This window comes from Paracidovorax oryzae ATCC 19882, from assembly GCF_000687165.1.
Taxonomy (GTDB): Bacteria; Pseudomonadota; Gammaproteobacteria; order Burkholderiales; family Burkholderiaceae_C; genus Paracidovorax; species Paracidovorax oryzae.
The window spans coordinates 1-26,165 of sequence record NZ_JMKU01000034.1 but is presented as its reverse complement, the minus strand read 5'-3'; the positions used below and the strand labels follow the sequence as shown (position 1 = coordinate 26,165).

Below are 26,165 nucleotides of genomic sequence, written 5' to 3'. Positions count from 1 at the left end.
GAATCCGGACGGTGCCGGCGGGCCGCCAAGTCTGCCACGGATACAGGGCGGCCGGATCAGGCCTTGAGGTAATCGGCCTTGCCGCCGAGCCAGCGGCCCACGTGGCGGCGGGCGTCGCCGGGATGCCCGTCGAGCATGCGGGGGGCCGTCTCGCGCGCCCATTCGAGCAGCAGCGTGTCGGTGGCGAGATCGGCGAAGCGCAGCATCGGCGCGCCGGACTGGCGGGCGCCGAGGAATTCGCCGGGTCCGCGGATTTCCAGGTCGCGCCGTGCGATTTCGAAGCCGTCCTGGGTCTCGGCCATGGCGCGCAGGCGGTCGCGCGCCGTCTCGCCCAGCCGGCCGCTCTCGCCCGTCGAGTAGAGCAGCACGCAGGCCGAGGCCGCCGATCCGCGGCCCACGCGGCCACGCAACTGGTGCAGCTGGGAGAGCCCGAAACGCTCGGCATGCTCGATCACCATGAGCGAGGCGTTGGGTACGTCCACGCCCACTTCGATCACCGTGGTGGAGACGAGCACGCCCATGGTGCCGGCGGTGAACAGCTCCATGACGGCCTTCTTCTCGGCCGGGGGCATGCGGGAATGCAGCAGGCCCACCATGACCGGCGCCTGCCCGTGCGCCGGATCGCCCTGCAGGGCCTCGCTGAGCTCCAGGTGGGTGGCGGTGGCGTTGGAGAGGTCCAGCGCCTCGCTCTCCTCGATGAGCGGGCAGACCCAGTACACCTGCCGGCCGGACGCCACCTGCGCGCCGATGCGCTCGATGACCTCGTCCTTGCGGCTGTCGGCGATCAGCTTGGTGACAATGGGCGTGCGGCCGGGGGGCAACTCGTCGATGGTGGAGACGTCGAGGTCGGCGTAGTAGCTCATGGCGAGCGTGCGGGGGATCGGCGTGGCGCTCATCATCAGCAGGTGCGGCTCCATGCCCTGGTCGGCGAGCTTGCGGCGCAGCGCGAGCCGCTGCGCCACGCCGAAGCGGTGCTGCTCGTCGATGACGGCCAGCGCGAGGTTGCGAAAGCGCACCTGGTCCTGGATCACGGCGTGGGTGCCCACGACCAGGGCCGCCTCGCCGCTCTCGACGAGCGCCAGCATGGCGGCGCGCTCCTTCTTCTTCTGGCCGCCGGCCAGCCAGGCCACGCGCCGTCCGCTGGCCGCGAGCAGGGGCTCCAGCCAGCCGATGAGCTTGCGGAAATGCTGTTCGGCCAGGATCTCGGTGGGCGCCATGAGCGCACACTGCCAGCCGGCATCCATGCACACGGCCGCCGAGAGCGCCGCCACCACGGTCTTGCCCGAGCCCACGTCGCCCTGCAGGAGCCGGTGCATGGGCACGGGGCGGGCCAGGTCGGCCGCGATCTCGGCGCATACGCGCTGCTGCGCGGCCGTGAGGCCGAAGGGCAGCGCGGCCAGCAGGCGCTCATGCAGCGCGGGCCCGCCCTGCTCGCCCGGCACGGGCCGCAGCACCGGGGCACGCAGCCGGTCGCGCTCGCGCTTGGCCTCCAGTTGCGAAAGCTGCTGCGCCAGCAGTTCCTCGGCCTTGAGCCGCTGCCAGGCCGGGTGGCTGTGGTCCTCCAGCGTGGCCAGGGCCACGTCGGGAGTGGGGTGGTGCAGGAACACGAGCGCGTCGCGCAGCGTCCACCAGGAGCGGCCGCCCCCGCCCTCGCCCAGGAACCGCGGGATCGGGGGCTCCAGGCCCGGCGGGATGGTTTCGGACAGGTCCACGCGCTGCAGGGCGCTGACGACGGCGCGGCGAAGGTACGGCTGGGGCAGGCCGGCCGTGGTCGGATAGACCGGCGTGAGGGCGGCGGGCAGCTCGCCGCCCGCCAGGCGGAATGCCGGGTGCAGCATCTGCCGCCCCCAGAAGCCGCCCTTGACTTCGCCGCGGATGCGCAGGCGGGCACCAATGGCCAGGGTCTTCTGGTGCGAGGGATAGAAACTGAAGAAGCGCAGCTCGCAGGTGCCCGTGCCGTCGTCCACCGTCACCACCAGCTGGCGGCGCGGGCGCAACTGCACTTCGCTGGCCGTGACCGTGGCCTCGATCTGGGCCGTGTCGCCATCGCGCACGTTGCGCAGGGGGGTGATGCGGGTTTCGTCCTCGTAGCGCAGGGGCAGGTGCAGCGCGAGGTCGATGTCGCGCGAGAGTCCCAGCTTCTGAAGGGCTTTCTGGGCGGGACTGGGCGCGGGAACGGGCATGGACAAGGCAGCGGCGGCGAAAAGCGTGGAACGGCGGCGCCGGACAGTAAAATACTAGAAGCCGCAATAATTGCAAAAATGGAAACGGCGCGCCCGACACTCCACGGGAGCACGCAAAAGGCTAACATGCTGCCGCAGCCCGGCCGCCCTTTCCGTACCAGCTACCCTTTCGCCCCCATGCTCAAGCGAATCAGCGTACAGCACCTCACCCTGGGCATGTACCTGCACCAGTTCTGCGGCTCCTGGATGGACCACCCGTTCTGGCGCACCGGATTCGTGCTGCAGGATGCGGCGGATCTCGCGCGCATCCACGCGACGGCCATCCAGGAGGTCTGGATCGACGTGTCCAAGGGACGCGATGTCGCCGCGGGGGTGCAGACCGTCACGCCCGAGCAGGCCGAGGCCCGGCGGGAGACGGATTTCCAGAAACTGCAGGACATGCCGGAACTCAAGGTGGCCGCACAGCCACCGGCTGCGCCCTCCCCGGCCGCGCCTGCGCGCCCGCGGGGGACGGCGCCGACCAGCATGTCCGAGGAACTGGCCCATGCGGCGGCCCTGACCAGCCACGCCCGCCAGACGATGACCTCGATGTTCACCGAGGCGCGCATGGGGCGGGTGGTGGATTCGACCGAGGCCCGCAGCCTCGTCGAGGAAATCTCCGATTCCGTGACGCGCAACCCCTCGGCCCTCATCAGCCTCGCGCGCCTGAAGACCGCGGACGACTACACCTACATGCATTCGGTGGCCGTGTGCGCGCTCATGGTGGCCCTGGGGCGCCAGATCGGCCTGGAGGGCGACCGCCTGCGCACCGCCGGCATGGCCGGCCTCATGCACGACATCGGCAAGGCGCGCATCCCGCTGTCGGTGCTGAACAAGCCCGGCAAGCTCACCGACGACGAGTTCGACGTGATCCGCAGCCACTCCGAGCACGGCCACCGGATGCTGCTGGCCTGTGGCGGTGTGGACGAGGAGGTGCTGGACGCCTGCCTGCACCACCACGAGAAGATGGACGGCAGCGGCTATCCGCACCGGCTCGCGGGCGACGGCATTGGCCTCATCGCGCGCATGGCGGCGATCTGCGACGTCTATGACGCCATCACCTCCGACCGGCCCTACAAGCGTGGCTGGGATCCGGCCGAATCGCTGCGCCGCATGGCCGAGTGGACGCACGGGCATTTCGACGCCCGGCTGTTCCAGGCCTTCGTCAAGAGCATCGGCATCTATCCCGTCGGCTCGCTGGTGCGGCTCGCATCGGGCCGCATCGGGGTGGTGATGGAGCAGTCCACCTCGCTGGTCTCGCCGCGCGTGAAGGTGTTCTTCTCCACCAAGTCCGACCTGCGCATCCCGCCCGAGGTGGTCGATCTCTCGTCGCCCGCGAGCGGCGACAAGATCGTCGCGCGCGAAGACCCGGACAAGTGGCGCTTTCCGGACCTCGTCGATCTCTGGGCCCGGCCCGGAGGTGCGTCCGGATGAGCCGGGCGCATCCGGACCGTGCGCCCTCGGCCGTTCGCACGTATGCGATGGCCGAGCGCTCCCGGCACCTGGATTTCGACATCCGCGACCAGAGCGGCCGCACACCGCTCACGCAGCCGCACAAGCACGAGTATTTCCAGATACAGGCCAGCCTCGAAGGCGCCACGCAGCACCACGTGGGCGGCACCGTGCGCCCCTTCACGCCGGGCACGCTGAGCTTCGTGCTGCCGCACCGCATGCACCTGGTGCCGCACCCGCCGGGCACGCGCTGGCTGGTGGTGAACTTCAGCCAGCGCTTTCTCTGGCCCGACCTGCGCGTGGACCCGCTGGACCTGGAGGACGTTCCGCTCGCACTGGTGCCTGAACTCGCGCCCTTCCAGTTCCAGGAACACCTGGATTTCACCTTCGGCGGCGCGGACTGGCAAGCCGTGCTGGCGGTGCTGGACATGCTGCAGCAGGAGAACACGGCGCGCCGGCTGGCGTCGGCGGCGCGCATCCGCGGCGGGCTGCTGGAACTGCTGGCACGCGCCTGCCAGTGCCGGGAGGGTGAACTGCGCGCCCTGGCCGCCAACCAGGCCCAGCGCGGCAGCCGGCGCGCGGCCCTGGCCCGGGTGCTGCGCTACCTGCGCGGCGAACTGGCGGGCGAGCCCACGCTCGCGAGCGCGGCCGAGGCGGCCTGCCTCTCGCCCAACTACCTCGCCCACCTCATCAAGAAGGAAACGGGCCGCACTTTCACCGAGCTGCTCACCGAGCGGCGGCTGGCCCTGGCACAGGAGCTGCTGCTGGCCACCGGGGAGCGCATCGGCGAGATCGCGCGGCGCTGCGGCTTCGCGGACGAGGCGTATTTCGCGCGGCGCTTCCGCCAGTGGCACGGCCTGAGCCCGCGCGACTGGCGCACGGAGCGGCTGCGGGAGCTGCAGGGCGAGGCCGCCGCCCCCGATCGCGTCCAAGTCTTGCGCTGAATCGTCCGCATGCGGCGCCCTGGCCGCTCCTAAAGTGGCATGCACCGGCCCGCGAGAGGCCGCACGCCATCCAGGACACAGGAGACACAGCCCATGCAACGCAGAGACATCCTCATGAACACCACCGCCACCCTCGGCGGCGCCCTGGCCGCCGGTTGCGCCAGCGTCGCCGCCACGCCCGCCGCCCCCTCGCCCTTCACCCTGCCCGTGCCCGCCGTACCGATCGCCGGCAGCGCCGAGGTCTTTCCGGTGCACCGCATCTATTGCATCGGCCGCAACTACGCAGCCCATGCCCGCGAGATGGGCTCGGACCCGACGCGCGAGCCGCCGTTTTTCTTCCAGAAGCCGAACGACGCGATCCAGTACGTGGCGCCCGGACAGATCGCAGACCACCCCTATCCGGCCCTGACCCGCAACTACCACTACGAAGTGGAACTGGTGGCTGCCCTGCACAGCGGCGGGCGCAACATCCCGGCCGACCAGGCCCTGCAGCACGTCTTCGGCTACGCCGTGGGCCTGGACATGACGCGCCGCGACCTGCAGGGCGACATGAAGGACCAGAAGAAGCCCTGGGAGATCGGCAAGAGCTTCGACCTCTCCGCCCCCATCGGCCCGATCCACCGCGTGGCCCGCACGGGCCATTTCCCGCGCGGTGCGATCACCCTCGCGGTGAACGGCACCGTGAAGCAGCAGGCCGACCTCGACCAGATGATCTGGAGCGTGGCCGAACAGATCGCCAAGCTCTCCGAAGCCTTCGAGCTCAAGGCCGGCGACCTGATCTACAGCGGCACGCCGGAGAACGTGGGCGCGGTGGTGAGGGGGGACGTGATGGTGGCGCACATCGACGGGATGCCGGATCTGGCGTTGAAGGTGGTGTGAGCAGGCGCTTGCGGGACAGATCACATAACGACCGGACATGCATGCCAGAAAAGGACCTAATAGATTGCGTTCGGTCCGGTCCATGGACTGGCGCGGCAATGCTGCGCCGCATTTCAATCACCGCCGCCGGCCTGCGGCAGCTCGGCAGCTGGCTGTAGGTTGGCTTCTGCAGATAGGCGGGGGACCATGAGATCGGTAGCAGCAGGAGGCTCTCAACGGCCTTCGAGGTCGAAACGGACCGGGCAAGGCGCAGACCGCCCTCCATGGGAGAATCGGAAGCTTCGCCTTTCTGATACCTCTTCTTGGAACGGGCCCGTCCGGCCCTCAAGCCCCCCATGTCCGCCAGCCAGCCGCCACGCGCCTTCACTCTCAGCGACTTCGATTTCTCGCTGCCCCCCGAACTCATCGCCCAGCACCCCGCGCCCGAGCGCAGCGCCTCGCGCCTGCTCGATGGCCGTGCGGATGCCCCCGTGGACCGCATCTTCCGCGAACTGCCGGAGCTGCTGCAGCCGGGCGACCTGCTGGTGTTCAACGACACGCGCGTGGTCAAGGCCCGCGTGTTCGGCGAGAAGGCCAGCGGCGGCAAGGTGGAGCTGCTGATCGAGCGCGTGCTCGTGGGCCCGGGCGGCGAGCCCGGCAACGGGGTGGTCGCGCACATGAAGGTGAGCAAGAAGCCCGCCGTGGGCGCCATGCTCCACATGGCCGGAGGCCCTGCGGGCGGCGGCTTCGGCGCGACGCTGCTGGGCCGCTGGCCCGACGAGCACGGGCCGTTGTTCCGCTTCGCGCTCTCGAGCCCCGATGGCGCGGGCCCGCATGCGCTGATGGAGCGCCACGGCCACATGCCGCTGCCGCCCTACATCGAGCGCCACCAGGAAGGCGGCGGCGATCCCGATGCGGCCGAGGACGCCGAGCGCTACCAGACGGTGTTCGCGCGCGCGCCGGGCGCGGTGGCGGCGCCCACGGCGGCACTGCATTTCGACGAAGGGGTGCTGGCGGCGCTGGCGGCGCGCGGCGTGGAGCGCGCGAGCGTCACGCTGCACGTGGGTGCCGGCACGTTCCAGCCCGTCAAGACCGAGAGCCTGGCGGACCACCGCATGCACAGCGAGTGGTACGAGGTGCCGCTGGCCACGCTGGCCGCGCTGGAGCGCTGCCGCCAGCGCGGCGGCCGCGTGGTGGCCGTGGGCACGACGACGGTGCGCACGCTTGAATCCTGGGCGCGCAGCGGGCAGGCCACGGGCGATACCGACATCTTCATCACGCCGGGCTTCGCCTTCCAGGTGGTGGACCTGCTGGTGACCAACTTCCACCTGCCCAAGAGCACGCTGATGATGCTGATCAGCGCCTTCACGGGCTACGACCACGCCATGGGACTCTACCGCCACGCGATCGCGCAGCGCTACCGGTTCTTCAGCTACGGCGACGCGATGCTGCTGGCGCGGCGCTGACGCGGCACCGTCCACACGAAGGCCCCGGACGGGGGCCTTGGTCAGCGCTCAGTACGCGACGGCGTGCCCGTCCTTGCGCGGGTCCGAGCCCGCGGCATAGGCGCCGCTGTCCAGCCGCAGCACCAGCTGGGCACCGCCGAACGCGAAGACGCCATCGCCCGCCTCCACCACCACCTCGTGGCCGCGCGCACGCAGCGCCTCGACCACGGCGGGATCGAATGCCGGCTCCACGGCCACGCCGCGGCCGCCCGTCACGCGCCAGCGCGGCGCATCGGCGGCGGCCTGCGGGTTCTGGCCGTAGCGCAGCACGCGCAGCGCCATCTGCACGTGGCCCTGGGACTGCATCGGCCCGCCCATGACGCCGAAGGCCATGCGCGGCGCGCCGCCGGCATCCATGGCGAAGGCAGGGATGATGGTGTGGGAGGGGCGCTTGCACGGCGCCACCTCGTTCGCGTGGCCGGCTTCGGCGGTGAAGCAGTGGCCGCGGTTCTGCAGGCTGATGCCGGTGCCCGGCACCACCACGCCCGAGCCGAAGCCCATGTAGTTGGACTGGATGAAGGAAACCATCATGCCGCTCTCGTCGGCCGCGGCGAGGTACACGGTGCCGCCCGGGCGCGGCGTGCCGTGGCCGGGGTCGCCCGCGCGGGCCGGGTCGATGAGCGCGGAGCGCTCGCGCACGTAGGCGTCCGACAGCAGGTCGCGCGCGGCCACGCGCATGGCGTCCGCATCGGCGTTGTGCCGGTACAGGTCCGCCAGCGCGAGCTTCATCGCCTCGATGCTCGCATGCACGGTGTCCACGTGGTCCACGGGCTGTGCGCCGATGCCGTGCGCATCCAGCATGCCGAGCGCCATCAGCGCCGCGATGCCCTGGCCGTTGGGCGGGATCTCGTGGATCACCGAATCGCCGAAGCGCCGGCTCAGGGTGCCCACCCAGTCGGCCTGGTGGGCCGCAAGATCCTCCTCGGTCATCGCGCCGCCGTTCGCGCGGGCGTGCGCCGCCATCTGCCGGGCCAGCTCGCCGCGATAGAAGTCTTCGCCTTCGGTGGCGGCGATGCGCTCCAGCGTGCGGGCATGGGCCTCGCTGCGGAAGATCTCGCCCGCGCGCGGCGTGTGGCCTCCGGGCATGAAGCATTCGGCGAACCCGGGCTGGGCGCCCAGCTTGGCGGCCCCCAGCGCCCATTGCCGGGCGATGGTGGGCGAGACGGCGAAGCCGCCGCGCGCGTAGTCGATGGCCGGCTGCGCGAGCTGTGCGAAAGGCAGGCGGCCGAAGCGCCGGGAGAGCGCCACCCAGCCCGAGACGGCGCCCGGCACCGTCACGGCGTTCCAGCCCGTCTCCGGGATGCCGCCGCGCTCGGCGAAGTAGCCGGGCGTCCAGGCAGCGGGGGCCCGCCCGGAGGCGTTCAGGCCGTGCAGCTCCTGGCCGTCCCACACGATGGCGAATGCGTCGCTGCCGATGCCGCAGCCCGTGGGCTCGACCACGGTGAGTACCATCGCCGCGGCCAGGGCCGCATCGACCGCATTGCCCCCCGCCTGCAGCATCCGCAGGCCGGCCTGGGCCGCCAGCGGCTGGGAGGTGGACACGACATTGCGGCCCATGACCGCGCTGCGGTGCGAGGCATAGGGCAGGGACCAGTCGGTGGTGGGGTGGGCGCCGGTGGATGCGTTCATTGCGGTGTCTCCTTCATCGATTGCGGATGGAGACCGCATTCTTGCAGGTGCTACGCGGCCACGAGGACCGACGGCGGAAACCCTGGCGGCTACCTCAGCCCCGCGCCATGCGCTGCTGCAGCTGCTGCAGCGCCTTCGCGTCCAGCGGCCCGCGGTGCACGCTGTCCAGCGCGTCGTGGAGCACCTCCCAGGTGCGTCCCCGGCCCCGCTGCTCCGCATTTTTCACGTGGATGGCGTCCAGGCCGTCGAAGGCGATGCTGCGGCAGGCCTCGGCGGTGACCGGCCGCCGGGTGTGCAGGTGCACGTAGAGCGGCGGGGCGGGCTGGCCGTTCGCGAGCGCTCCCGCGTCCAGGCGCACTTCGAAGAGCGTGCCGAGCGACCCTTCGGGCTCGCCGTGCGAGCGCAGCTTTTGCGGAGCACCGACCCGGAGGCTGCGGCCCTGCGGGTCGGATTGCATCAGATGCTCCACGTGCTTGAGCCGGGGATAAGGAAAGGTCTTGACCCGGTCCAGTTCCAGGGCATCGATCTGCGCGTGCAACCGCCTGAGCGGACGGATGCGTTCCTCATCGAACTTCCGCAGGAGTTCTTTCACGGGCGCTTCGCCATCCGTTCCCTGCAGTTCCAGCAACCGGTCCTGGACCGCCGCCCAGCGGCCGGCATGGCCGAACCAGCCGTCGAGCGCCAGGCGCATCTGCCTGCCGGCTTCCAGAGGATCGCTGGCCGGGCTGCGATAGGCCTCCAGGGCCGACGTGTCCTTGCGAAGCGATGCGCCCATCGCGATCACGTCGTCCAGGCTGCCCAAACGGGCCGCAGGAGGGCGTTTAAAGCCGCCCAGGCGCTCGCGGGCCCATTGCAGCAGCGCGCCGGAGGAGGAATCGCCGCTGTCGTCAGGCTCCTTCGACTTGCGCGGCCTGGCGTGCGCCTGCGGTCTTTGCCGCTGCGGCGCAACGGGAGCCGGGGTGTCGGACTCCTCCCCCGAACTCTCGGCGGGATCCACGCTGTCGGGAGGAGGACTGCCGGATGCCGTCTCCGTCGCAATGGCCTGCCCCAGGTATGTCATTCCCTGCACGTGCCGGACTGCGGATGGCGGCAGTTTGTAAGCGCCCAGTGCGTCTTCCATTTCGCTGGCCACACGCGCGACGGAGTGCAGGATGTGGGGTGCCAGGCGCACCGTCGCTGCTGCAGGATCGTCGCCTTCGGAAGCGAACTGCGTGCCGGCCACCTCGACAAACGCGCGCGCCGCGCCCAGGAGCGCGTCCAGTTGTCCCTGCAATTGCGCCACCTTGTGAGGGGAAGCCGGGACGCGCGCATCCAGCAGCACGTCGAGCGTGTCCAGCAACTCTTCCTGGCCGGCGGTGCGGGCCTTCAGCGCATCCAGCGCCACCCCGGCCGGCGTGCCGGCCAGCCCCGGCTCCATGCCGAGGCGCTGAATGCACAGCTGGATGCCGTCGAGGTGCCGCTCGATCCGCTTCAGCCGCATTTCCGTGAGGCTGACCACGGCCTCCCGGAGGGCATGGGCCAGGTCCGCATCGGATTTGAGGTCCCGCAGGGCCCCCAGGCTCCGGATCGACGACGATGCGGCGTCCATACAGGGCTCGAGTTGCTGCAGGGTACCGTCCAGCCCTCTCAGGTAGTCGCCGAGCTCCTGGTCGAATTCCGGCCCCATCCCCATGCGTGACGCTTCGGCCGCATGCATGCGCAGCAGAAGCTTGCCGCCCGTGTCTTTCGCATCGAACGTATCGATCAGCACACCCGCGAGGTCGCTGGCCACGTACGCCTGCTTCTGCGGCAGATATCGCAGCGCCGCCTCCCCCATGCCGCTCTTGAGCTGGTAGATGTTCAGGTATGGCACGGCGTCCAGCCCGCGCCGGGCAGCTTTCAGCGCACCGGGCAGCATGCGCGCGGTGACGTCATTGGACACAGCCGGGTCGGACATGAGCCTCTCGAACTTCTGGAAGTACGTCATGACTTCGTCGATCACCGAGCCCGCCGCGGTGTCGCTCATGGCCGGCGGCGCGGTACGGCCCCGTGCGGGCAGGGTGGCCCTCGGCGGCGGGTGCAGCGCGCCAGCCGATGACGACGCCCCGGCAGCCTGGGCGCGCGGGGCGATGGCCCCCGAAGCGCCGCCCTGGGGCAGCGGTGCACTGCCGCGCCGGGCGGCATGGCCCGCGCCGGAGGCCGCCTGCTGCGGGGATATGCCACCGCGCTGGGCGCGATGGCTGCGGTTCACGTTTGCTGTTGCCATTGGGAGGTCCGCCTGACGGTGGGGCCGCGATGGCGGCCGCGCGAAGCCGCGCGGTGCCCCGCCAGGCGGCAAGGACGCCATGCTGCGCCTGCGCGGGCAGCAGCGCAGCCGGGGCGCGAAGCGCCGGCCGGCGGTGCGAAGCAGCCGCCCTGGCCGGTGTGCATCACGCCCCGGCCGATGGTCGCCCGACTGCTACTTCGCCGCTTGCTGCTCGCGGAACTCGCGGGCCCGGCCGAAGTGGCCGCAGCCGATGAAGGGCACGGGCGGCCGCAGCGCCGACAGCGGCGACGGATGGTTGGCCGTCAGCACCAGATGCCGTTCGGCGTCGATGAGCGGCCGCTTGGACTGCGCATGCGATCCCCAGAGCATGAAGACCGCGGGCCGGTCGCCCTCGCCCACCTTGCGGATGACCGCGTCGGTGAGCTGCTCCCAGCCCTTGCCCGCGTGGCTCGCGGGCTGGGCCTCTTCGACGGTGAGGCAGGTGTTGAGCAGCAGCACGCCGTTCTTCGCCCACTTGACGAGGCTGCCGCCCGGCTCGGGCCAGGCGGGGAACGGTGTACCCAGGTCGCGCTGCAGCTCCTTGAAGATGTTGCGCAGCGAGGGCGGCAGCGCCACGCCGGGCGCGACCGAGAAGGCCAGCCCTTCGGCCTGACCCCGCCCGTGGTAGGGATCCTGCCCCAGGATGACCACGCGCACCGACTCCGGCGGCGTGAGCTCCAGCGCGCGCAGCGGCCGCGGAGGGAAGATCACCGCGCCTGCCTCGAGCCGCTGGCGCAGGAAGCCCAGCAGCGCCTGCCCGCGCGCGCTCGCGAAGAAATCATCGACCAGCGGCTGCCAGCCGGGCGCCACCGGCCAGTCGGCGGGATCGGCACTCTGCAATTGCGAAGGCGGGGCGGAAGGATCGTGCGCGGGAGGGTTCATGGCCGGATGAATCAGGAGAACAGCTTCGCCAGCGCCGCCCCGGGCTCCTGGGCCCGCATGAAGGCCTCGCCCACGAGGAAGGCGTGCACGTCGGCATCGCGCAGGGTCTTGACGTCCTGCGGCGTGAGGATGCCCGACTCCGCCACCAGCAGCCGGTCGGACGGCACCGCCTTGCGCAGCGAGACGGTGGTGTCCAGCGACACCTCGAAGGTGCGCAGGTTGCGGTTGTTGATGCCCACCAGCGGCGTGCGCAGCTTCAGGGCGCGGTCCAGCTCGGCGCCGTCGTGCACCTCCACGAGCGCCGCCATGCCCAGGCTGTGCGCGATGGCCTCGAACTCCGCCATCTGCGCGTCTTCCAGGCAGGCAGCGATCAGCAGGATGGCGTCGGCGCCCATCGCGCGCGATTCGTAGATCTGGTAGGCATCGACCATGAAGTCCTTGCGCAGCACCGGCAGCGCGCAGCTCGCGCGCGCCTGCTTGAGGTAGTCGGGCTGGCCCTGGAAGAACTGCCGGTCGGTCAGCACCGAGAGGCAGGCCGCGCTGACCTTGCCGTTGCCCTCCGCGTAGCTCTGGGCGATGTCGGCCGGGACGAAGTGCTCGCGGATCACGCCCTTGCTGGGGCTGGCCTTCTTGATCTCGGCGATCACGGCCGCCTGACCGGCGGCGATCTTGGCGCGCAGGGCACCCTCGAAATCGCGCGTGAGCACGCGGCTCTCGGCATCGGCGCGCATGGCGGCCAGCGGCGTTTTCTTCTGGGCCGCCGCGATCTCTTCCCGCTTGACGGCCACGATCTTGTTCAGGATGTCACTCATGTTCCGGTGCTTTCTTCGACGAGGGCGCCTCCCCTTCGGGGGCGCCCTTTTTCAGGATGTGGATGAAGACGCGGTGCATCACGATGCCCGCCACGATGAATAGCAGGGATACGCCGAGGGCGATCCAGGTTCCGCTGTCGCGCCACACGGGGCGGCTCCGGCCTGCGGGCGCCTCAGGCGCCCACGGCGAGGGCCCGGGTGCGCGCCACCAGTTGCTCCAGCCGCGCGAGCGCTGCGCCGGAGTCGATCGCTGCTCGGGCCCGCGCGATGCCGTCGGCGATGGTCGCGGCCACGTTCGCCGCGTAGAGCGCCACGCCCGCGTTCAGGCAGACGATCTCGCGAGCCGGGCCGGCCTCGCCGCGCAGCACCGACAGCAGCATCTCGCGCGACTGCTCGGGCGTTTCCACCTTGAGGGCGCGGTTGCTGGACATCGCCAGGCCGAAGTCCTCGGGATGGATCTCGTACTCGGTGATCTCGCCGTTCTTCAGTTCGCCCACCATGGTGGCCGCGCCCAGGCTCACCTCGTCCATGCCGTCGCGGCCATAGACCACCAGCGCATGCTCCGCGCCCAGGCGCTGCAGCGCGCGCACCTGGATGCCCACGAGGTCGGGGTGGAACACGCCCATGAGGATGTTCGGCGCGCCGGCGGGATTGGTGAGCGGCCCGAGGATGTTGAAGAGCGTGCGCACGCCCAGCTCCTTGCGCACGGGTGCCACGTTCTTCATGGCCGGGTGGTGGTTGGGGGCGAACATGAAGCCGATGCCGGTCTCGGCGATGCAGCGCGCGATGGCCTCGGGCGGCAGGTCGATGTGCACGCCCAGCGACTCCATCACGTCGGCGCTGCCGCTCTTGCTCGACACGCCCCGGCCGCCGTGCTTGGCGGTCTTGGCGCCCGCCGCCGCGGCCACGAACATGGCGCAGGTGGAGATGTTGAAGGTATTGGCGCCGTCGCCGCCGGTGCCCACGATGTCCACCAGGTGGGTGGTGTCGGCCACGGCCACCTTGCGGGAGAACTCGCGCATCACCTGCGCGGCCGCGGTGATCTCGCCGATGGTTTCCTTCTTGACGCGCAGGCCGGTGACGATGGCCGCGGTCATCACGGGGGAGAGTTCGCCGCGCATGATCATGCGCATCAGGTGCAGCATCTCGTCGTGGAAGATTTCGCGGTGTTCGATCGTGCGCTGCAGCGCTTCCTGGGGGGTGATGGACATGCGGATGAAGCCTATTCGGGAAATCGGGGGAAGTGTTCAGGCGCCCGGGCGCTCGGAGAGCGCGAGCTTGATGCCGAAGCCGACGAACATCGCGCCGGCCGCACGGTCCAGCCAGTGCATGCGCCGCTGCACCAGCGACACCCGCCGCGCCATCCAGGCGGCGGCCAGGGCCCAGCCGACGTTGACGGGAATGGCGTTGAGGTTGAAGAGCGTGCCCAGCAGCACGAAGGCGAGCGCCTTGTGCTCCGCGCCCGGGGCGATGAACTGCGGCACGAAGGCCAGGAAGAAGATGGCCACCTTGGGGTTCAGCACGTTCGTCCAGAAGCCGCCCAGGAAGACCTGGCGCAGCGGAGTGCCGGCCGGGGCGCCCGCGTCCTCCGGCAAGCCGCCCGCCGCGCGGGCCACCGCCGCCAGGCCACCGCCCGGCCGGGCGCGCAGCATGCGCAGGCCCATCCAGACCAGGTAGGCGGCACCGACCCACTTGAGCACGGAGAACGCTGTGGCCGACGTGGCCAGCAGCGCACCCACGCCGAGCGCCGCTGCGGCCACGTGAACGAAGCAGCCGGCCGTGATCCCGAGGCCCGCCACGATGCCCGCGCGCACGCCCGAGCGCAGGGCGTGCGTGGCGATATAGAAGACGTCGGGTCCCGGCGTGAGGTTCAGCAGCCAGCCCGCGGCGATGAACAGCAGGAGATGGTGGAAATCCGGCATCGCGCTTTCCTCCTTCGCCTACCAGCGCCGCCCGGGCTCGAAACGGTGCAGGAACGTGGTGATCGCATCGCGCGGCGGCTGCACGCCGTGCACCGCCAGGATGCGGCCCGCCGCGCCGCGGTGGTAGGTGCCGTGCAGCAGCAGGTGCTGCAGCATCTCGGCGCGAGTCATCGTACCCGTGTCCCCGTCGGTGAAGCGGAACGCGATGCGCTCGGCGAGGCGGGCCGAATCCAGCGCCTGCACATACTCCACGAGCCAGTCGTCGCACGCCCGGACTTCGGGCACCAGCGCCTCCAGCGCGGGCGTTTCTTCGGTCTGGGTGGCCGCGGGCGCACTCTGCGCATCGCCGGCGAGGTGGGCGCGGAAGATCCGGTCCACGAGATGGGTGTGGTTCAGCAGCCGCGAGAAGGTACGGAAATCGTCCGCGGGCAGTTGGTCGCGCGAGGCGATGCCCAGCGCCAGCAGCTCACCGTTGGACCAGCGCTTGAATTCGAAGAGCGAAACCAGGGAGGCGTCCATGGCGGTCATGCCTTCGCCCCGAGGAAGTTCTTCAGCATGGCATGCCCATGCTCGGTCAGGATGCTCTCGGGGTGGAACTGCACGCCCTCGATGGGCAGCTCCTTGTGGCGCACGCCCATGATCTCGCCATCGTCTGTCCAGGCCGTGACTTCCAGCACCTCGGGGCAGGACTCGCGCTCGATGGACAGCGAGTGGTAGCGGTTCACGGTGAACTGCGCAGGCAGCCCGGCGAACACGCCCTGGCCGGTGGTGGTGATCGTGCTGGTCTTGCCGTGCATCAGCTCGCGGGCCCGGATGATGCGCCCGCCGAAGGCCGCCCCGATGGACTGGTGGCCCAGGCACACGCCCAGGATGGGCAGCTTGCCCGCGAAGTGGCGGATGGCCTCCACGGAGACGCCGGCCTCCGCGGGCGAGCATGGGCCGGGCGAGATGACGAGGTGGCGCGGATTGCGGGCCGCGATCTCCTCCACGGTGATCTCGTCGTTGCGGTGCACTTCCACCTCCGCGCCCAGTTCTCCGAAGTACTGGACGATGTTGTAGGTGAAGCTGTCGTAGTTGTCGATCATCAGCAGCATGGGGTGCTTCCTTCTGCGGACGGGGCGGGACCTGCGGGTCCGTCGGCCCCTTCCAGGGACGGTTCCGGCACCCGGGCGCGCGGCGGGCGCGGCGCTTTCCGGGCGGACTGGGGAGGGGGCGCCCGGCACGGGGCGCAAGGGGTGGTCAGCGCGCAGGCTTGCGCCAGCGGAAACCGGAAAAGGTCGCCTGCCAGGGATGGGAAGGGAACGCATGCGGACACAGCATGCGCCGCATTATCACCCGGCGCGCGGCGGCCTGCCGCTTCGCATCTTCTTACATGCCATCGCACCCCCGGCACGCCGCGCCGGGCCGCCCCCCCACAGTGGAACCTGCGTTGGTCCACCGATCCACGATCCCCCTTCCGATGGTGAAAGTGCCTGGTGCACCGGTGCTTTTTTCCACGTCAACCACTAGGAGCCACTACCGATGAGTGCCATCAAGAAAGCCTTCCAGGCGATAGGGAAGGGAATCGAAAAAGCCGTCCACAGCGTCGGCCAGATCGCCAAGGGAATCGTCACGCTGAACCTGAAGGCCGCGGCCCAGGGCCTCAAGGGCCTGGCCGACGCCACCATGACCATGGCGCGCGGCGCCATGAACCTCATGCCGGCGGCCATGGCGGCCAATACACTGCTCGACGGAGCGCTCGACAAGATGCTGCGCAAGGTGCAGAACACCGCGCAGAAGCTGGCCGACTCCGTCGTGGACAGCGTGGAAGGAGGCATCTCCAACATCAAGGACGGCGTGATCAACACGGCCAAGGGCTTCGCCAAGGGCAATTTCGCCAAGGCGTTCAAGGGCCTGACGCAGCTGGCCATGGGGGTGGTGGACACGGCGTCCAACTTCGGCCCCGGCGGCGTGGCCAAGAACATGGCCCGCATGGCGGTGGACGCCGCCATCGGGCTGGCCGGACAGGAGGCCACGAAGCTCGCCGCCAAGGTGCTGGATCCGCATGGCACCTCGCGCTTCGGTGCGCTCGCCACCGACATGGTGGGCGCGGCGGTGGGCGGTGGCCTGGGTGGATCGCGCGCCGGCCGGTTCGCGGGCTGCGGCACGGGTGCCACGGGCATGCTGCAGGGAGCCAGGCACGCCGTGCAGGACACGGCGCGCACGGCCGCCCTCGGCTTCGCGCAGGCGCAGGTGTCCACGCTCACGATGAAGGTGCAGATGACCCTGGACCCCAACGGGGACTCGCGCATCGGCGAAGCCGGGGCGAACGCCTTCGACAACGCGGTGAATGCCGCCCTCTTCCAGGCCACCGCCGGCCGCCGCCGTGCCGACGGCACGCGTGCCACGGCCGGCGAGCACCTGCGCGGAGTGCAGGGCGCCGCCACGGACGCCGCGCTCAACAGCTTGAACTTCTCGGCGCAGACCGCCGTCCAGGGAGCGATCTACGAGCAACTGTCGCCCCTGGGCGCTGGCACGGGCACGGGCCTGGGCTGCAACCTGGGCGCCATCGGCACGGAAGCCGCCGCGGGCGTGGCCGGCGCCGCGGTGAACCATGCCTTCACGGGCCGCCAGCGCGGCCTGGACGGCGCCCTGCCACCGATGGCACCGTCCACCGCCCTGATGGCCACCAAGGGTGCCATCCTGCTGGCCGTGGACCAGTTCGTGCAGCAAGTGGTCGCACGCACCATACTGGAAGCCATCCAGAGCGCGCTCGGCCAGATGGACGCATCGTCGCTCAAGGGCTTCGCCTCGCTGTCGGAGGCATCGGATACCACCGATGCCCCCGCCGGACAAGACCCGGCGCAGATGGCGCGCCGTGCCGCCGCACGGATCCGGCAGCAGATGGGCCTGTCCATCGAGATGGCCATCGACCAGGCCACCCGCCAGGCCACCGAAGCCATCGGGCAGCGCCTGATGCAGGGCCTGACGGGCGGCGGCAACAACGCCCGCACCCTGGGCGGCGACCTGGCGGCCATCACCCGCAACGCGGCGATGCAGCCCATCGGGCAGGCCTCGCTCAGCGTCTTCGACGCGGTGCAGGGCGCCATCGGCATGGCCGCGCGCCAGACCGTGGAGCAGGGCCTGGCCGACAAGCTCCCGCAGGGCGGCAGTTCCACCGCAGCCACGCTGCAGGTGCAGATCGAAACCCAGATCAGCCACTACCAGATCCGGGCCTGACGCGGCCCGCTGCCGGGCGCGGCGGCCCGTCCGCCCCGCCCGGCAACCCATTCCACTTCCTTTGCAAAGGCACGCCAAGCCATGGACGAAACCCAACTTCCCGATGACCCTGTCGCCGCCTTGGCCGTGCGCCTGGTGGAGGCGCTGCGCGACGACCGCCTCGACGAAGCCGAAACGCTGCTCGACGAGATGAACGCCCTGAGCCCCGAAACCGAGGAGCACCTGATCTTCCCGGTGCTGATCGCCATCCAGCGCGGCTACATCACCGAGGCCCTGCAGTACCTGAACACCCTGGGCGAGGACACGGCGCCCGAGCTCAAGGCCCTGTGCCTGAACATCCTGGGCGACCCCACGTGGCATTACCACGCGCAGCAGTGCCTGGAAAGCGACGACCCGCACGTGCGCAAGGCCATGCGACAGCTGCTGGAGATGGAGCCCGAGGACGAGCCGGCCGCCCTGGCGGCCTGACCGACGGGCCGCACCAGGGAGCACCCCATGCTGAAACTGACAGACCGCGTCGATCTCGGCGTGTTCTATGACGCCGACGCCGCGCGCTATGGCGACCAGGGCTATACGGAAACCGTGACGCGCGAGCGCTTCGCGGCGTTCTACGCGGATTGCCCGTCGATCGGCTTCGAGGCCGACGGCCAGCCCATCGGCGGCATCCTTTTCGACGGCGAGGAAGCGCACATCGCCGTGCTGCCCTCCCACCACGGGCGCTGGGCACTGCTGCTCAAGCCGGCCCTGGCGTGGCTCTTCGCGCTGCAGCCGGGCATCACGGTGGCGGTCGAGCGGAACAACACCCGCTGCCTGCGCTTCCTCGACCGGCACGGCTGGCAGCGCGCCGGCGAACGCGACGGCGACCTGCTCTACCGGCTCGAGCCCCAGGGCGGCACGCGCAAGACCGCCTACCCCTTCCGCCGCCGTGCGCGCGGCACCGTTTCTCCATCCGCCGAGGTGGCACCATGCACGCACCCCCACTGACCCCGTCCCCCCAGCCATCCGCCATCCCGGCGGCCTGGCGCTCCGGCGCGAACCGGCTCGTGTCCTGCGGGGGCCGGCCCGGCGTCCAGCTGCGCCTGATCTCGCTCGTGGAGCCGCCCCTGCTGCTGGACGAAGGCTTTCCCCAGGCCTCGGGCCTGTGGGTGTCCTCGCAATTGCGCTTTTCCTGCGGCATGAATTCGCTGGCGCTGCTGCACATGGCCATGCACGGCCTGCTGATCCGGCTGGAATCGATGGCCGGGGCCAGCCACGGCATGGCGGCCAACCATAAGCTGCGCATGCTGGTCGAAGGGCGGCTGACGCACGTGTTCGCCAGCACCGCAGATTTCCAGCGCCTGACCGGCCATGCCGACGACGGCACGGCGCCCCCGCCCCGCCTCGTGGACATCGATGTGGAACACGACTGGCTGGTGGTGGATGCGCAGCGGGGCTTCCATAACGCCCGGCCGGCCCCCGCGCTGATCGCAGGGCTGGTCCGCCTGGCGGAGATTCCCAGGGCGGCACGGCGCCTGGACATGCTGCCGGACACCGGCACGGCCGGCCCGGACGGCGACCGCCTGGCGCTACTGCTGGAGGCCGCCCGCGCGCTGGCGCAGCAGGACCTGGGCGACCGGGGCGCGACGCTGTCGCAGGATGCCGGCACCCTGGCATCGCGGCTCGGGGTCAGGCCGTTGGTGCAATGGCTGCTGTCCGACCTGCCCCTGCCGGATGCGCTGGCGCCGGTGTCCGGGCCCGCCGAAAAGCAGATCGCAGGCTTCCAGGGTTTCCTGCAGTAGGCGCGGCGAACACGACCCTCGCGGCGGCAGCGCCGCATGAAGGCGGACCGGTCGGTCCGCCTTTTGTTTTGCCTAGCGTTTCGCCAGCGGATACAGATCCAGGACCTTGCGCACGTAGTCCTGGGTCTCGCGGTAGGGCGGCACCCGGTAGCCGTGGCGGATGACAGCGCCCTCGCCGGCGTTGTAGGCCGCCAGCACGAGGTCGGTGCGGCCGCCGAAACGGTCGGCCAGGAACCGGAGGTAGCGCACGCCCACATCGACGTTCACCGCAGGGCTGAGGATGTCGTCCTCGGAGGCGGCCCCGAACCGTGCGGCCGTGGCGGGCATGAGCTGCATGAGGCCCATCGCGCCCTTGGGCGAACGCGCGCGGGGGGCATAGCCGGATTCGACCTGGATGACCGCGCGCACCAGGTGGGGATCGATGGCATGGCGCTGCGCCGCGGATTCGATGATGGGCGACAGCGCTTCGGCGCGGGGGCTGATGCCGGGCCCGCGCCGCGCACCGCCGGCCGGCCAGCGCATGCCCGGCAGCGCGGCGCCGGCCGTGGGGGCATAGATGTCGCGGGGCGCCGGCGCGTGGATCACGCGCGCGGCGGCGATCGCCGAGGTGTCGGGCCAGCCGGGCAGAGCGACGTCGCGCGCGGGGGTCCAGGCGGCCGCGTTGCACGAACTGCCGATGGAGGGAAAGCGCTGCGCGATGTCCGCCCCCACCACGAGCAAGGCCGCGCCGCCGGGCAACCGGCAATCGTAGGCGCCCGCCGCCATGGCCGCGCCGGCCGACAGGGCGAACACGCCGGCCAGCATGCGGCGTGTGGCCCGCATACGGGAAGCAGGCCGCGCCATCACACCACCTCCAGCCGGCGCAGCAGCGGGGCGCGCTGCGCGAGGTACTGACGGGCGCTTTCCGCGAGTTCTGCCGCATCCAGCACGCCGTCGCCGCCCAGCGATTCGGCCACGGCGCGCGCGATGGCATCGGGGTCGCCGGCATGGCTCTGCGCGGCGCGGATCTGCCGCAGCGCGGCGGGCGTCCATTCGGTCGCGAGGCCGGAGGCGCCGCACACGAGGTGGCGCGTGCCGTCCGCGCCGCCGCGCTGCAGGACTGCGGCATTGAAGCCCTGCACCGACGCGCGAGCCGTGGCGCGCAGCGCGGCAGGCAGCGCCGGCATCGCCACGCCGCTGCTGGACAGCAGCAGCAGCGCCTCATGGACGGATTGCGCGGACAGGCCGCCCGGCAGCGGCCGGTCCATCAGATCGCGCAGCCGCACCGGCCCCTCACACAGAGCATCGAGCAGATCGGAGCAGGCCTCCTCGCCCAGCCAGTGCCCGACCAGCTTCAGGGCCGCACACGAAGGCAGGGCATCCCGCGGCGCGGCCAGCAGCCACTCCCGCTCCAGCATGCGCTCGGTGCGCTCGACAGGCGCGAGCGCCTGGGCGCCGCGCACGAACAGGTCCCGGCGGAAGGAGCGGTTGAGGCCGTAGTCGCGCAGCGTCTCTCTCAATACGGGGTCGGCGGTGGACTCCAGCAGGGCCGCCAGCTCCTCCGGCACGCACGCCGCATCCACCTGTTCGGCCAGCAGGGCCGGCGCAGCGAACGACAGTCCGGCCGCCTCGAATTCCGCGGCCACCTGGTGGAAATACAGCGGATGAGAATCCGGCCCCACGTATTCGTGCAGAGCGTAGTTCGGCCCCTCCGCCTGCGCATGGCGCAGGCGCTCGGCCACCGCGGGATGGGCCTGCACGTAGCCGCCCTCGCAGGTCGAGAGACGGCCGATGAAATCCAGCGCTCCCTGCAGTTGCTCGGCAGCGCCGGATTCCGGTGAAGCCACGCGCGAGGCGTGCAGGTAGAACAGCTCGCGCAACGGCAGCAGCGGGGCCCAGCCGGGCAGCGTGTTGTAGCTCACATAGACCACGCCGCCGGGTTTGAGGCGGCGCTCGATGAAGCGCACGATCGCCTGCCGCAGCGCCGGGGACACCCAGGAGTACACGCCGTGCATCACGATGCAGTCCATCATCGGCAGGTCGCGGTCGGGCAGTTCCTCGAAACCGTCCTCGAACACCTCCACGTTCGACAGCCCCGCGTCGCGGGCCAGGTCCCGCGCATAGGCCACGTGGGCGGGATTGAAGTCGTTGCCGAAAAAGCGCATGTGCGGAAAGCTGGCCGCATGGGCGAGCAGCGAGACCCCGAAGCCCATGCCCAGCTCGAAGTAGCACAGCGGCTCCTGCAGGTCGGGAGCGCGCAGCCCGCGCGATTCCAGCGCGGCGGCGATCACGCCGGGAGACAGGATCTCGTAATAGCCGTGGGTATAGACCAGTTCGTTCGCCGCGGTGCGGGGGAGTGACATCGTCGTTCCTTTCTGAGGGGGGGTGCCCGGAGGCCACGCGGCGGTCCGGGAGCGCAATCGAAGGGCACGGCCTGCGCGCGGGCGGTATCCGGCGCGCGGCAGTGCCCGCATCGCCATTGCAAACGGACGCCCCGCCGGCAGCGGCCCCAGGCTCGAAGCGATGGCCCGAAAGGCGAAGGAACCTGCCGCGCGGCGCGCGCCGCGGCGGGGCTTCGCAAGCCGTCGCGCGGCTTCGCATCCCCGCGCACTCCGCCCGGCGCCGGCTCCTAAGCTGTCCCCCACACGAAGACACCGAACGGAGCGCTCCAGTGATGCCCAAAATTTCCGCCCCCCGACCACGGCATGCAGCCACCGGCATGGCCGGCAGCGTGCTGGCCGGCGCGGTGCTCGCGCTGGGCATGGCCGGCCTGCCCGCCGCCCAGGCCGCCTCGCTGCGGCTGAGCGCCAGCCTCTCCAGCCTGCCCTCGGCGGGCGCAGGCGCCGCCCTGGCCGTGCCCGCCGCGGAACTGGCCACGGCCGGCAAGGACGCCGCGCCCTCCAGCACGGCCGCTGCGCCCACCCCGGCCCAGCGCAGCAACACGCTGCAGAAGGCCACGCCGCGCAAGCACACCTCCTACCATGCACTGGCAGCAGCGACCTTCTCGGCAGGCGCCGTCGGCGCAGCCGCCGCCAACGCGCCCATCCCGCCCGCCACGGCGCCCGTGGCAATACCGAGCATCCCTGCCGCCCGGGCCCTGGAGACGCTCGCGCCCGCCTCGCGGGCTTCCGACGCCCTCAACCGCGGCCGCTTCGTGTACCGCGCCGAGAACAAGCGCCTCACGGACGTCCTGCAGGATTTCGCCGCCAGCCAGGGCATCCCCGCCGTGGTGGCGGACGGGCTGGACGGCATCGTCAACGCGAACTTCGACGCGAGGCCCCGCGAGTTCCTCGACAGCGTGGCGCGCGCCTACAACATGCTCTGGTACCACGACGGCTCGGCGCTGTATTTCTACCCGGGCAAGGCCATCCAGAGCCGCATGTTCCGCATCAAGGGATTCAGCCGCGACCAGTTGACGGCCATGCTGCAGTCCCTGGAAGTGGGTGACAAGCGCTACCCCATCCGCTTCGACGCGGCCAGCAGCACGATCTATGTGTCCGGCCCTCCCCGGCACGTGGAACTGGTGAGCTCCGCGCTGGAGGCCCTGGATGCCGGAGTCACGGCCAGCGCCGAGCGCACGGTGCGCGTCTTCACCCTGCAGTTCGCCTCCGCCAGCGACCGCTCGATGGGCGACTCCACGGTGCCCGGCGTGGCCACCACGCTGCGCAAGCTCTACAGCAAGGACGACGGCGAAGGGCTGGCAACGTCCAAGGCGACGACCGCCGAAGTGGTCGAGAAGATCCAGCAGCAGACGCGCCGCAAGATGAGCGCCTACGTGCCCGTGCCCGCGGCCAACCAGTTCCTGCCGCCGCTGCCGCGCGCCAACCCCTCCGAAGGCATGCGTCCGCCCGAGCCCGTGTCCCTGCCCACCGCCACCGCCGCGGACAAGGCCGAGGAGGCACCGCCCCGGTTCGAGGCCGACGAAGGCACGAACTCCGTCGTCGTGTATGGCCGGGCCGACCGGATGGCCGAATACGAATCGCTGATCCACCGCCTGGACCAGAAGCCGCAGCTCGTCGAGCTGGAGGCCACGATCATCGAAGTCAACTCCGACAGCGTGGATGCACTGGGCGTGAACTGGTCGCTGCGCGCCGGCACGAGCAGCATCGCCACCAACCTGCCCGGCCCGAGCACCCCGGCCGCGCTCAGCACCATCGTGCTCGACGCGGGCCGCCACCTGCTGGCCAACGTGAACGCGCTGGAGGCCCAGGGCAAGGCGCGCATCCTGTCCAAGCCGTCCGTGCTGGGCGTCGCCAACCGGGCGGCGGTGATGCGAGAGAAGCGCGTGGCCACCGTGCGCGTCGCCGGGAACCTGGAGGCCAACCTCTTCCAGATCGAGGCCGGCACGCTGCTGCAGATGACGCCGCAGGTCACCGCGGTGGAAGGCAAGAACAACATCAAGCTGAGCCTCTACATCGAGGACGGCGCCTTCGAGACCAACGTGGTGGACCAGATCCCCCTGGTCAAGAAGACCGAGATCCGCACCGAAGCCCACGTCCGCGAAGGCGAGAGCCTGCTGATCGGCGGCATCACCGTCGAATCGGAGAACACGCAGGACAACGCGGTGCCGGGCCTGTCCAAGCTGCCCGTCGTGGGCGGGGTCTTCCGCAACACGGAGCGCCTCACCCGCCGCACCGAGCGCCTGTTCCTGATCACGCCGCGCGTCCTCGCGCAGGACGCACCGACCACCGTTTCCTCGATCTCCCCGGAGGTTCGCAAGCCATGAAGCAACTTCGTATCCTGACCGGCCAGCACGCCGGGGCCCGCATAGATTTGACTCCAACGCGCCAACACATCAGCGCGGACGACACGGCGGATATCCAGCTGCTCGACTGGACCGCCGAACCGGTGGTCATCGACGCTGGAGACGACGGCATGGTCCACATCGCAACGGCATCCGCAGGGGCACAGGCCTCCGCCGTGCTGGCCGACTTCACGCCCCGGCGCTTCGGCGATGTGGTGCTGTGCGCAGGCCCCGCCGACGCCACCTGGCCTGCCGACGCGGACATCATCGCCCGGCTGGCCCCCGCTGCCGCCGTCATCGCCGCCGCACCCGCCAAGGTCCGGTCGATGTGGCCCCGCATCACCTCCGCCGTGGTCGGCACGGCGCTCATGACGGCTGCGCTCAGCGCCGCCGTCGCCCCCCTGAGCCAGAGCCAGGCGGAACGCAAGGCGCTGACCTCGGTGCTGCCGCCCGAGCCGCTGAAGATGCGAGTGGAGCGCGCCCTGGCGGAAACCTCCGTGGCGGGCTACGAAGTGGCCCAGCAGGGTGACGGCGTGGTGGTGCGAGGGCTGCTGCGCCAGCCCTCCGATGCCGACGCGCTGCGCCAGCGCCTGGCCAGCTTCCAGGGGGACCGCATCGTGCAGTCCTTCGCTTCGGCGACGGAGGTCGCGCAGAGCATCTCCGACGCACTGGGCCAGCCAGGCCTGCGCATCGCGCACCACGGCAACGGCCTGTTCACGGTCACGGGCGAGGTGGCGAACCTCACCGCCCTGCAGCAGAACGCCGCCCGCGTGGCCACCGACCTGGCACCGCTGGTGCGCGGCATCGACGTGGCCGCGACCCAGCGCCCCCCGGCCAGCCCGCCCGCCATGAGCGCGCTGATGGAAACCGACGGCCTGCAGTACATGCAGACCCGGGACGGGGTGAAGCACCTTTCGCTCACGTCCGGTTCGCGGATCGCTTCGGCCGACCAGCCGGCGTCCTTCCGATAACAAACCCAAGAGACCTTTTCAGACCATGACCGCATCCATCGAATCCACCATTTTCAGCGATCTGGAAAACCTAGAGCAGGCCCTGAGCGAAGACCTCAGCGGAGACCGCGCACGCGCCATGATCCGCTACTTCGACGAAGTCGCCCGCGAAAGCAGTGCGATGCGGATCCAGGCGGAGATCGACGCCGAGCGCCAGTTGATCGGCCAGCTGGTCGATGCGTTCCAGGCCTCGCAGCGCGTGATCCGCAAGATCTGGGAAACCCTGCACGGCACGACGCTGGCGGTGTGAGGAAGGCACGACCATGATCTACGCACCCCACCCCGCCGCCGCTCCGTACGCTGCCACCGAAGCGCCGGCCACGCCCTACCCGGTGATCTACCGCAACCTGATGAGCGTCGCCCTGCTGGGGACCGTGTACCGCGTCGGCAGCGACGCGGACACGATCAGCCGGGCGGTCGAGGCCACGCTCGAGGATTCGAGCACCTACCTGCTCTACCGCAACATCGTGCTGGCCATGGCCGGGCAGCGGGGCAAGGAGCGCGACCAGCTGCTGCACCACGTGGAGACCCACCCGGAAGACGGCGTGAGCAAGGTCGCCCTGGCGCTCACGCTGCTCTTCAACGGCGACCCCGCCTGGCGCCACTGGATCGACAACGTGCTGGCGACCAGCGTGGACCAGCCGGTGCGGCAGGCCGCGCAAGGGGTGCTGCATTTCCTGGGCCGGGCCACCCAGAAGCCCGTCATCCACTGACGGGCTGGCCACAAGACACGGCGCGGCGGCGTTGCCGGCGTGCCTCCCGAATGAAGATCGCAGGGTGCGGTCTTCGCTAACCGCGGTTCGCACCGCAACATTCTCTCGAGGAGTTTTCTATGTCCGTTTCCGGCGCAGACGCAGCAACGATGCGTTCCATCGCTCTGCAAGAGCAAAACATGCGGAACCAGGAGGCGCTCACCGACGCCAGC

24 protein-coding genes are annotated in these 26,165 nt (G+C 70.7%); 12 read left to right on the top strand and 12 right to left on the bottom strand.

The window, feature by feature from the left end:
- Nucleotides 1-56: 56 nt before the first annotated feature.
- The gene (recG, locus tag T336_RS0120280; RefSeq protein WP_026433894.1) at nt 57-2,183 is read right to left on the bottom strand and encodes an ATP-dependent DNA helicase RecG; all 2,127 of its coding nucleotides are present in this window, start codon (nt 2,181-2,183) and stop codon (nt 57-59) included.
- 177 nt (nt 2,184-2,360) lie between these two features.
- On the opposite strand from recG, the gene T336_RS0120275 reads away from it, so the two are divergent.
- The 4 genes from T336_RS0120275 (at nt 2,361) to queA (ending at nt 6,942) form a co-directional block, all read left to right on the top strand.
- Complete coding sequence (locus T336_RS0120275; RefSeq protein ID WP_026433893.1) at nt 2,361-3,656, top strand: HD-GYP domain-containing protein; 1,296 nt, start codon at nt 2,361-2,363, stop codon at nt 3,654-3,656.
- Entirely contained in the window at nt 3,653-4,618 is a 966-nt protein-coding gene (locus tag T336_RS0120270; RefSeq protein WP_026433892.1) for a helix-turn-helix transcriptional regulator, read from the top strand. Before T336_RS0120275 ends, T336_RS0120270 begins: the two co-directional genes overlap by 4 nt.
- Nucleotides 4,619-4,711: 93 nt before the next feature.
- The gene (locus T336_RS0120265; RefSeq protein WP_026433891.1) at nt 4,712-5,497 is read left to right on the top strand and encodes a fumarylacetoacetate hydrolase family protein; all 786 of its coding nucleotides are present in this window, start codon (nt 4,712-4,714) and stop codon (nt 5,495-5,497) included.
- A 335-nt stretch (nt 5,498-5,832) separates the two neighbouring features.
- A complete protein-coding gene (gene queA, locus T336_RS0120260; protein WP_026433890.1) occupies nt 5,833-6,942 on the top strand; it encodes a tRNA preQ1(34) S-adenosylmethionine ribosyltransferase-isomerase QueA in 1,110 nt (369 codons plus the stop codon).
- Nucleotides 6,943-6,990: 48 nt separating this feature from the next.
- Here queA and T336_RS0120255 read toward each other — a convergent pair whose 3' ends face one another.
- The 9 genes from T336_RS0120255 to T336_RS0120215 all read right to left on the bottom strand — a co-directional run bounded on the left by T336_RS0120255 (nt 6,991) and on the right by T336_RS0120215 (nt 15,604).
- Nucleotides 6,991-8,610 (bottom strand): gamma-glutamyltransferase family protein, encoded by a 1,620-nt coding sequence (locus T336_RS0120255; RefSeq protein ID WP_026433889.1) that lies wholly within the window; start codon nt 8,608-8,610, stop codon nt 6,991-6,993.
- Nucleotides 8,611-8,704: 94 nt separating this feature from the next.
- Complete coding sequence (locus T336_RS0120250) at nt 8,705-10,855, bottom strand: T3SS effector XopP-like protein (protein WP_035226699.1); 2,151 nt, start codon at nt 10,853-10,855, stop codon at nt 8,705-8,707.
- A 192-nt stretch (nt 10,856-11,047) separates the two neighbouring features.
- The gene (locus tag T336_RS0120245; RefSeq protein WP_019701385.1) at nt 11,048-11,776 is read right to left on the bottom strand and encodes a uracil-DNA glycosylase; all 729 of its coding nucleotides are present in this window, start codon (nt 11,774-11,776) and stop codon (nt 11,048-11,050) included.
- An 11-nt stretch (nt 11,777-11,787) separates the two neighbouring features.
- Nucleotides 11,788-12,588 (bottom strand): indole-3-glycerol phosphate synthase TrpC, encoded by an 801-nt coding sequence (gene trpC, locus T336_RS0120240; protein ID WP_019701384.1) that lies wholly within the window; start codon nt 12,586-12,588, stop codon nt 11,788-11,790.
- Nucleotides 12,581-12,736 carry a hypothetical protein gene (locus T336_RS27160; protein WP_013593042.1) on the bottom strand — a complete coding sequence of 52 codons (156 nt, stop codon included), beginning with the start codon at nt 12,734-12,736 and terminating at the stop codon, nt 12,581-12,583. Before T336_RS27160 ends, trpC begins: the two co-directional genes overlap by 8 nt.
- 25 nt (nt 12,737-12,761) lie before the next feature.
- Nucleotides 12,762-13,799 carry an anthranilate phosphoribosyltransferase gene (gene trpD, locus T336_RS0120230; protein WP_026433887.1) on the bottom strand — a complete coding sequence of 346 codons (1,038 nt, stop codon included), beginning with the start codon at nt 13,797-13,799 and terminating at the stop codon, nt 12,762-12,764.
- Between the two features lie 36 nt (nt 13,800-13,835).
- A complete protein-coding gene (locus tag T336_RS0120225) occupies nt 13,836-14,510 on the bottom strand; it encodes a LysE family translocator (RefSeq protein ID WP_019701382.1) in 675 nt (224 codons plus the stop codon).
- Nucleotides 14,511-14,528: 18 nt separating this feature from the next.
- Nucleotides 14,529-15,029, bottom strand: coding sequence for a DinB family protein (locus tag T336_RS0120220; protein ID WP_026433886.1), 501 nt, complete (start codon nt 15,027-15,029; stop codon nt 14,529-14,531).
- 5 nt (nt 15,030-15,034) lie between these two features.
- Nucleotides 15,035-15,604, bottom strand: coding sequence for an aminodeoxychorismate/anthranilate synthase component II (locus tag T336_RS0120215; protein ID WP_019701380.1), 570 nt, complete (start codon nt 15,602-15,604; stop codon nt 15,035-15,037).
- 427 nt (nt 15,605-16,031) lie between these two features.
- Between T336_RS0120215 and T336_RS0120210 the strand changes: the two genes are divergently transcribed.
- The 4 genes from T336_RS0120210 to T336_RS0120195 all read left to right on the top strand — a co-directional run bounded on the left by T336_RS0120210 (nt 16,032) and on the right by T336_RS0120195 (nt 19,507).
- A complete protein-coding gene (locus T336_RS0120210; protein WP_026433885.1) occupies nt 16,032-17,729 on the top strand; it encodes a hypothetical protein in 1,698 nt (565 codons plus the stop codon).
- Nucleotides 17,730-17,810: 81 nt separating this feature from the next.
- The gene (locus T336_RS0120205; protein WP_019701378.1) at nt 17,811-18,197 is read left to right on the top strand and encodes an HrpB1 family type III secretion system apparatus protein; all 387 of its coding nucleotides are present in this window, start codon (nt 17,811-17,813) and stop codon (nt 18,195-18,197) included.
- Between the two features lie 27 nt (nt 18,198-18,224).
- Nucleotides 18,225-18,713 carry a GNAT family protein gene (locus T336_RS0120200; protein ID WP_026433884.1) on the top strand — a complete coding sequence of 163 codons (489 nt, stop codon included), beginning with the start codon at nt 18,225-18,227 and terminating at the stop codon, nt 18,711-18,713.
- Complete coding sequence (locus tag T336_RS0120195; protein WP_026433883.1) at nt 18,695-19,507, top strand: hypothetical protein; 813 nt, start codon at nt 18,695-18,697, stop codon at nt 19,505-19,507. The genes T336_RS0120200 and T336_RS0120195 overlap by 19 nt, the downstream gene beginning before the upstream one ends.
- A 72-nt stretch (nt 19,508-19,579) precedes the next feature.
- Here T336_RS0120195 and T336_RS0120190 read toward each other — a convergent pair whose 3' ends face one another.
- Nucleotides 19,580-20,329 (bottom strand): lytic transglycosylase domain-containing protein, encoded by a 750-nt coding sequence (locus T336_RS0120190; protein WP_020424839.1) that lies wholly within the window; start codon nt 20,327-20,329, stop codon nt 19,580-19,582.
- A gap of 20 nt (nt 20,330-20,349) precedes the next feature.
- Nucleotides 20,350-21,849: a methyltransferase regulatory domain-containing protein gene (locus T336_RS0120185; RefSeq protein ID WP_026433881.1), complete on the bottom strand. Its 1,500-nt coding sequence runs from the start codon at nt 21,847-21,849 to the stop codon at nt 20,350-20,352.
- A 311-nt stretch (nt 21,850-22,160) separates the two neighbouring features.
- On the opposite strand from T336_RS0120185, the gene sctC reads away from it, so the two are divergent.
- The 4 genes from sctC to T336_RS0120165 are packed head-to-tail and all read left to right on the top strand — an operon-like array spanning nt 22,161 to nt 25,953.
- Complete coding sequence (gene sctC / locus T336_RS0120180; protein ID WP_026433880.1) at nt 22,161-24,212, top strand: type III secretion system outer membrane ring subunit SctC; 2,052 nt, start codon at nt 22,161-22,163, stop codon at nt 24,210-24,212.
- Nucleotides 24,209-25,201 carry an HrpD5 family protein gene (gene hrpD5, locus T336_RS0120175; RefSeq protein WP_026433879.1) on the top strand — a complete coding sequence of 331 codons (993 nt, stop codon included), beginning with the start codon at nt 24,209-24,211 and terminating at the stop codon, nt 25,199-25,201. Before sctC ends, hrpD5 begins: the two co-directional genes overlap by 4 nt.
- A gap of 25 nt (nt 25,202-25,226) precedes the next feature.
- Complete coding sequence (locus T336_RS0120170) at nt 25,227-25,490, top strand: hypothetical protein (RefSeq protein ID WP_013593029.1); 264 nt, start codon at nt 25,227-25,229, stop codon at nt 25,488-25,490.
- Nucleotides 25,491-25,503: 13 nt separating this feature from the next.
- The gene (locus tag T336_RS0120165; RefSeq protein WP_019701371.1) at nt 25,504-25,953 is read left to right on the top strand and encodes a hypothetical protein; all 450 of its coding nucleotides are present in this window, start codon (nt 25,504-25,506) and stop codon (nt 25,951-25,953) included.
- Nucleotides 25,954-26,165: the final 212 nt, after the last annotated feature.

What these genes read in the sequence shown, in the direction of transcription:
- recG (WP_026433894.1), bottom strand. Translation starts at nt 2,183, where the DNA reads ATGCCCGTTCCCGCGCCCAGTCCCGCCCAGAAAGCCCTTCAGAAGCTG.
- T336_RS0120275 (WP_026433893.1), top strand. Translation starts at nt 2,361, where the DNA reads ATGCTCAAGCGAATCAGCGTACAGCACCTCACCCTGGGCATGTACCTG.
- T336_RS0120270 (WP_026433892.1), top strand. Translation starts at nt 3,653, where the DNA reads ATGAGCCGGGCGCATCCGGACCGTGCGCCCTCGGCCGTTCGCACGTAT.
- T336_RS0120265 (WP_026433891.1), top strand. Translation starts at nt 4,712, where the DNA reads ATGCAACGCAGAGACATCCTCATGAACACCACCGCCACCCTCGGCGGC.
- queA (WP_026433890.1), top strand. Translation starts at nt 5,833, where the DNA reads ATGTCCGCCAGCCAGCCGCCACGCGCCTTCACTCTCAGCGACTTCGAT.
- T336_RS0120255 (WP_026433889.1), bottom strand. Translation starts at nt 8,610, where the DNA reads ATGAACGCATCCACCGGCGCCCACCCCACCACCGACTGGTCCCTGCCC.
- T336_RS0120250 (WP_035226699.1), bottom strand. Translation starts at nt 10,855, where the DNA reads ATGGCAACAGCAAACGTGAACCGCAGCCATCGCGCCCAGCGCGGTGGC.
- T336_RS0120245 (WP_019701385.1), bottom strand. Translation starts at nt 11,776, where the DNA reads ATGAACCCTCCCGCGCACGATCCTTCCGCCCCGCCTTCGCAATTGCAG.
- trpC (WP_019701384.1), bottom strand. Translation starts at nt 12,588, where the DNA reads ATGAGTGACATCCTGAACAAGATCGTGGCCGTCAAGCGGGAAGAGATC.
- trpD (WP_026433887.1), bottom strand. Translation starts at nt 13,799, where the DNA reads ATGTCCATCACCCCCCAGGAAGCGCTGCAGCGCACGATCGAACACCGC.
- T336_RS0120225 (WP_019701382.1), bottom strand. Translation starts at nt 14,510, where the DNA reads ATGCCGGATTTCCACCATCTCCTGCTGTTCATCGCCGCGGGCTGGCTG.
- T336_RS0120220 (WP_026433886.1), bottom strand. Translation starts at nt 15,029, where the DNA reads ATGGACGCCTCCCTGGTTTCGCTCTTCGAATTCAAGCGCTGGTCCAAC.
- T336_RS0120215 (WP_019701380.1), bottom strand. Translation starts at nt 15,604, where the DNA reads ATGCTGCTGATGATCGACAACTACGACAGCTTCACCTACAACATCGTC.
- T336_RS0120210 (WP_026433885.1), top strand. Translation starts at nt 16,032, where the DNA reads ATGAGTGCCATCAAGAAAGCCTTCCAGGCGATAGGGAAGGGAATCGAA.
- T336_RS0120205 (WP_019701378.1), top strand. Translation starts at nt 17,811, where the DNA reads ATGGACGAAACCCAACTTCCCGATGACCCTGTCGCCGCCTTGGCCGTG.
- T336_RS0120200 (WP_026433884.1), top strand. Translation starts at nt 18,225, where the DNA reads ATGCTGAAACTGACAGACCGCGTCGATCTCGGCGTGTTCTATGACGCC.
- T336_RS0120195 (WP_026433883.1), top strand. Translation starts at nt 18,695, where the DNA reads ATGCACGCACCCCCACTGACCCCGTCCCCCCAGCCATCCGCCATCCCG.
- T336_RS0120190 (WP_020424839.1), bottom strand. Translation starts at nt 20,329, where the DNA reads ATGCGGGCCACACGCCGCATGCTGGCCGGCGTGTTCGCCCTGTCGGCC.
- T336_RS0120185 (WP_026433881.1), bottom strand. Translation starts at nt 21,849, where the DNA reads ATGTCACTCCCCCGCACCGCGGCGAACGAACTGGTCTATACCCACGGC.
- sctC (WP_026433880.1), top strand. Translation starts at nt 22,161, where the DNA reads ATGCCCAAAATTTCCGCCCCCCGACCACGGCATGCAGCCACCGGCATG.
- hrpD5 (WP_026433879.1), top strand. Translation starts at nt 24,209, where the DNA reads ATGAAGCAACTTCGTATCCTGACCGGCCAGCACGCCGGGGCCCGCATA.
- T336_RS0120170 (WP_013593029.1), top strand. Translation starts at nt 25,227, where the DNA reads ATGACCGCATCCATCGAATCCACCATTTTCAGCGATCTGGAAAACCTA.
- T336_RS0120165 (WP_019701371.1), top strand. Translation starts at nt 25,504, where the DNA reads ATGATCTACGCACCCCACCCCGCCGCCGCTCCGTACGCTGCCACCGAA.